Origin of the sequence: Serratia sp. T13T92, from assembly GCF_047530105.1 — a bacterium.
Taxonomy (GTDB): Bacteria; Pseudomonadota; Gammaproteobacteria; order Enterobacterales; family Enterobacteriaceae; genus Chania; species Chania fonticola.
Genome location: NZ_JBLJAK010000034.1, coordinates 43551 through 49620, shown reverse-complemented (window position 1 = coordinate 49620; position 6070 = coordinate 43551). Strand labels below are relative to the sequence as shown.

Annotated in this window: 3 protein-coding genes; 1 reads left to right on the top strand and 2 read right to left on the bottom strand. The window is 49.2% G+C overall.

Annotated elements, in window-relative coordinates:
* Window positions 1–116: hypothetical protein (locus ACMV5I_RS22595; RefSeq protein WP_414824650.1), on the bottom strand; the 116-nt coding region annotated here is incomplete at its 3' end.
* Between the two features lie 896 nt (window positions 117–1012).
* Between ACMV5I_RS22595 and ACMV5I_RS22590 the strand changes: the two genes are divergently transcribed.
* Entirely contained in the window at window positions 1013–2560 is a 1548-nt protein-coding gene (locus ACMV5I_RS22590; RefSeq protein ID WP_414825300.1) for a hypothetical protein, read from the top strand.
* Between the two features lie 50 nt (window positions 2561–2610).
* Here ACMV5I_RS22590 and ACMV5I_RS22585 read toward each other — a convergent pair whose 3' ends face one another.
* Window positions 2611–5859, bottom strand: coding sequence for a S8 family serine peptidase (locus ACMV5I_RS22585; protein ID WP_414825299.1), 3249 nt, complete (start codon window positions 5857–5859; stop codon window positions 2611–2613).
* Window positions 5860–6070: the final 211 nt, after the last annotated feature.

The following is a 6070-nucleotide window of genomic DNA, read 5'->3' as shown; positions in this document are numbered from 1 at the left end:
GCCTTGTTGTAGGTGGCCCAGTTGGTGATTTTGAACTTTTGTTTTGCCACGTGATATCGCTGCAGGATGAGGAGTGTGGTGATCTGATCCTGACTACGGCCAAAAGTTCGATTTATTCAACAACGCCACTTGGCGTTAGAAATACCCAAGATATCATGCCATTAAATGACCTTATTTTTGAAAGAAATAGACAAGTGGTTTTGGAATACACTACAGCAAATAGTATCTGCTTTTTTGAATAAATCGAATCGGTCAAGCATTCTTACTCTACGAGACTATGATGCGCAGGTTGGTGAGGCTATGGCTATAAATATACGGATTATTTGAGAAAATGACTGACTGGAGGATCTGTTATCTAAATCTTATTTATTCAACAAAGCCTGAACGCATCTGACCAGTGCATAACATGTCGTGTGTTGGGCTTGCCCCATTCAGTGCCAGCGGCCGCATGGCGTACCTTGACAAACCGACGCTATCGAAAAAATGTCCAACTTAGTCGCCGAGCAAAATGGAACTATTTTTGTACGGGAATTCCGACTTTAACAAAGTACGGAAGCCACATTCTTGGTCAGACATAGTAGCTTCCGAAAAGGGCAGACATCGGAAAGGACGCTCCCGGACCGCGAGTAACAGATAACACTCGACCAAATTTTGAGCCAGGCAGGCGGCCGCATACCTACCCTCTCTACTTTTTATCAAGAACCCAGCAGGAGCACCTCGCTTAGGGGACTAATTTGTCGAGATGCTTGCCAGCAAATTTATCTTTATTTTTCTGAGAAAGACTTATATAAATACTCCGACATATTTAGTGTATTTTCCCCACTTGATAGGATTATATTTTCTGATAGTAGATGATATTTAGAACATAATACTCAATTAGATTTAAATTAATGTGATTTTTAGGTGTTCAGTGTGCCACTACACTCACCTTGCCCACCCGGCTCACAGACAATCCCCGCGAATTTCTATACCCTCAACTATCCGACTCCAGACCAGACGTTGAGACGCCTTAGTGAACAGTTTTGACCTGTCATTATTGAAATATATTCAGGAACACAGCCCGGTGATAATCGAGGATGTCACCTCCAGGTTTGGCAAAACCACGTCGACGCTGAAGCGCTCCATGAAGGAGATTAACGAGTTCCTGGAGCCAGATTGCCACCTGCATATCGATGGGCAGTGGATCGTCACGGCAATCGGCTACCGGGAATATATCGCCTTTCTGGAACAAATCCCGTTTAACCGCTACATCACCACCGCCGATGAACGCATTAAAGATCTCAGCGTGGCGTTGTGCCTGCAGAACGTGGTGAACAAAAGCGAGTATTACCGCAAGTTTAACGTCAGCCCAACCACGCTCAAAAACGATAACCAGACGCTGTCGGCATTTTTACAGGCGAACCATCTCGCCGTTACCGCCATTCCCAAACAGGGGTCGCGGCTGGATGGCGACGAGATCCTGCTGCGCATCGCCATTTGTCTGACGATCCTGAAAACCATCGAGATCGGCGAAGATCACCTGCTGGTGCCCCACAAGGCCAATGAGCCGATTAATCGCTCCATTGCCACGCAGTTCTTAAAGGTGTGCCAACAGGAAATCAGTGCCGCTGCCGAGCTATACCAACAGCGGCTGAGCCAGCGGATCACGCTGGGCTATAACAGCAAAAAATACTTCCTGGTGTATATGAGCATTGCGCTACATCGCATGCGGCGCGGGCATTTTATTACCCACAGCGATAACCTGAGCTTTATTCAATCCTCTGACTTTGGGTTGCTGGATGGCGAGCACGAAAACCGCTTTCTCGACCTGCTGATTTCATCGCTGACCTACACCTGGCGACCGTTCGATATCTACGATCCCACGCTGATTACGCTCGTTGGCCGCCTTTGTGAAACCCTGACCCCGTTGCTGCGGGCAGAAATCCACAACCGTTCGCCCTTCTTCGCCGAGATCTACCAGTTCGTCTATTCGACCATCGTACAAAACAAGTTCAATCTCTACTTTGACGATAAAAAGCTGCATCAGGTGCAGACCCGGCACGCCCAGCTCTATCAGGGCGTAGCCCAGGCCACCGCGCCCATCGCGCAGCACTATCAAACCACCTTTTCACCGGTGCATCTGTCCACGCTGGTGTTGATCCTGAAGAAATACGAGCTGCAAAACCGAGTCCACAGCGAGGAGAAAAAGCGCGTCATTATCGTGACCAACTCTTCGGAAAGTAAGGTGGGCTATTTCAAGGAGGTGCTGAAGTCGCACTTCCATATTGAAATTGTCGGCTACGTGAATATCAATGAGATACACACGCTCAAGCAGATCCCCTTTGATTTGCTGATCACCTTCACCAATAAAATCTCGAGCTATCTGAAGTATTATCAGTTGGATTACATCAAGGTGAATTTCTATCTCAGCCGCGATGATATCTCGCTGCTCAGCCAGCACGGGCTTTCCCGGGCGAAGAAGAAGATCCCGGCAGAGGGATTTATTCAGGAGATTGCAGGATTGGATCGTCAGCAGCTGCGCGCCCTGCTAGAACAGAGATACCCTGACTTTTTCATTTGATCGGGACAACCACCAGCCTTGGCCGGTGGTTGTTTTATCGCGTAATCACTCTAGAAATCGATTTTTAACTTGGCGTAAAAACCGTTTGAGGTGATATCGCTATTATAGGCACCGGTGTATGACAGACCGAAGGTGGTCGCTTTACCGAGCTTGGTTTCAATACCTAACCCCACGCCAACCAGGTTAGACAATTTGCCCCCCTGGATCCTGGCTACTCCGCTATCTGCAAGAGACATTGTCGCTTCTGGAGTGGTGTCACCGAAGAAGTGCGTACCATACAGATCGCCCTTCACTGCCATATCCAGATTAGCCAAGGTAAATGGCACCGCGGTACGCACGCCAAAGGTGGTGACCTGCAGATCCTGGTTATCAACGTTGGTGGTAAACACCATATTATTAACCGTTTCCACATAGCCATCGGATTTGATATGCATCCAGCTGATACCGAAATAAGGCTCAACGGAATAGCTATCGGTATTGAATCCTGAATAGGCCGCCTCTGCAAACAGCTGGGTAATATCCACATTTGGGGAAACAGAATTTGTGCCAACCTGATCGAGAACACTCAAAGTACGATTAGCATCACGATCCTGCTTGGTGTACATCGCACCATAATTCAGCGAAGCCACATCAGCGATTTTCGAGACGCCGTAAACCCCGAAGTGCAGGTCGTCACTGTCGATTTTACCGCTGCTTCCCCCTTTGAAATCGGTGCTACCCGCCCCGAAGTACAGCCCGAGTTTAGTGCTGCTGCTAACATCGATTTCACTGCCGATTAAGGCCGCGAAGAAATCGACGTCCATGCTGGATTGACCATAATCCACATTAGACCAGCTACCTATAGGCGCCATCCAGAAGCGGCCCGAACCATCGGCCGTTTCGACATAACGCCCTCCACCTATGCCAACCGCCTGATCCTTGATAACGCGCGACATAGTCATTGAATTAACGATGCTGGCATTTTGCGTATTGAGGTACATATCACTACCGAGTGAATTGTAGGTATTACTAACCTCCTCACCAGATGCCATCAGCAGGGAGTCGAAAAGCGTCCCCCTACCCGTGCCCTCAATCGTATTGGCAATAGAGCGACCATTGTGGTTTGAAGCATAAGAGGCAAACGTCACATCATCATTACGGCCAAAACTGGCGGTGAGAGCATTACCAGAAACCTCGACCTCGGTGTTGAAGAACGCGTACTGAGGTGTGGCAATAGCCTTATCAACACCGGTTAAGGCATCAGCGGTGACCGTGCCAACAGCGACAGTGCCATTATTAAACACGTCTGCGTACACGTCCCTGTCGTTGGAGCCCACCGTAATCATCGAACCGTCGTTAAAGGTCAACTGACCCACATTGACATGTTCATCCGTGCTGACGACGTAAGTGCCCCCGGCATTGACGTCAATATTGGCCTTATGGCTTGCTGTCGATGTCAGTGGCCCCTTCAGTGTAAACGTATCGTTATAGTGGCCAATGACCCCGAACTTACCGCCATTCACCGCTACGGTGCCGCTACCAAAGGACTCAGTGAAACCATACAGGGCACCATTCTCCACGGTGGTATTACCCTGATAGCTGTTATCACCGGTCATGATCAACGTGCCCGCACCGAGTTTAACCAGTGAACCGGTATAGAGACCGGCGTCAATTTTGGCCTCAATAGCAGCAGCACGCGCAGCGTAATAATCTTGCCGCCATTTTTCCGCATCCTCCTGGCTAACGATATGATCCGTCGGATCGCTGTTACCGTCATTGACTACGAAGCTGTTACCCAGCTCATAGGCTCCACCAGCCGCAATACCCTGATCTTTATAGTTCTGTAGCCAGGCCAAATCTTCTTGTTTACGCGCATCCAGCGCTTGCTGGCTGATGTTATTACTCCAGACATCAAGCGGTGTTGTGGCCATGTTGTATTCAACCTTGCCAAGGAATTGACCGGGCCCATACATCCCTTTATCAAGATCTGGCACTCCCCAGCCGTAGCGAACATCGGGAACGCCGTCAGCCGCAGTCCAGTTGGCCAGCGTACTGCCGTCTGGGTTCTGGTGGCTGGCAGTGGTGAACATCACATCACGAACCTGAAGAGCGCTCATATCCTGATAGCGTGAAAGCAGTACGCCCATGGCACCAGCCACATGGGGAGCCGACATGGAGGTACCTGATGAGTTTCCCCAGCCCGGAGCCCCGGTTGTCGCATTCACCGTGGTTGAATAGATGCCATTTCCCGGCGCAGCCACGGTCCACCATTTGGCCTCGCCAGCCTCATTCCAGGTATAAGAGAGGGAGTATTTATCGGTACCGGTTACCCGTTGCAACCCGGCAACAGCAATCCAGTGCTGCTCGGCTTCAGGGTGATAATAAGGGTAAAGTGCACGATAGAATGGATTGGCAAAATCGCGGTTGCCCGTGGTAAATATCTGCACCACCGTGGTGCCTTTCACGGCATCATAGGCAGCATCAACAAAGGACGGATTGTCTCCATAGACTTTATTGAAATAAAAGTACTCATATTCTGATTGGGTCATGTTATTGGCAGGTATATGCACACCGGTATTGCCACCATCACTGCCGGTTGACCCGTTGTCGACAATACGAATGTTGGTGCCCCAGCTGTTGTTAATCACCTCTGCACCGGAATCAACCAGCGCTTTCCAACCGGTATAGAAGTACTGGTAATCCTGGAACGGGCCATAGTTATTGCTATCTGTGCCACCGGTATTAGCGACATAAATATTGGCGCCCCAGGCAACACCGTGCATGCCTTCACCATCACGATTAGCCCCAACGGTGCCGGTTACGTGGGTCCCATGGCCATCGTTAACACCGGCTACCCATTGGCCGCTGATATCAAATGCTTCACCCTCGATATATTCGCCCTGTAACCCCGGGGCCGACTGTGGGTAACGCAAACCGGACGAACCGTAGATGCCATTAGCCTGGACTGCATGGAAGCGATCGCCGTTAAGATCTTGATGAATAAATAACAGAGCACCAGAATCCATTACGCCAACGTTAACCCCTTGCCCAGAGTACCCCAGCGCATAGGCGCTGGATGCTTTCATCGCAGTTATACCCCAATCCCTGCTGTATTCCTCTGTTTCCCAACTGGCTTTATCGCCTATCTGCCCTGTTTCCACATAAGCTGCGGTGGCCACCCCGGCCATCGGCGAGATGGCGGCGGAAATGGTCAAGGCAATGAGTGACTTGTTAAGCGTGACTTTTTTCCCCTGGTTTTGATTTATTTTGTTGGGTTGTTGCAAAGCCTTGTGAAAAAATACCTTTGAAATCAAATTCATGTTGATATTCCTTTCAATAATGCTCACAGAAATATTTCTTTGTGCCAAGTTGGCCACACCTTTTTTATTGATTTGTATACCATTTCAAACGAGCACCCGCAGTTTGCTCACTTTTTGAACTGACACATATTGATAAATATCAACATATTTTTTTACAGCCCATCAAATAATTAGATTATGTGACGGCCTTCATCAATAAAATCGCTGAAAT

Bases quoted from the DNA above. Each gene is read 5' to 3' on its own strand.
- ACMV5I_RS22585 (WP_414825299.1), bottom strand. From the start codon at position 5,859: ATGAATTTGATTTCAAAGGTATTTTTTCACAAGGCTTTGCAACAACCC.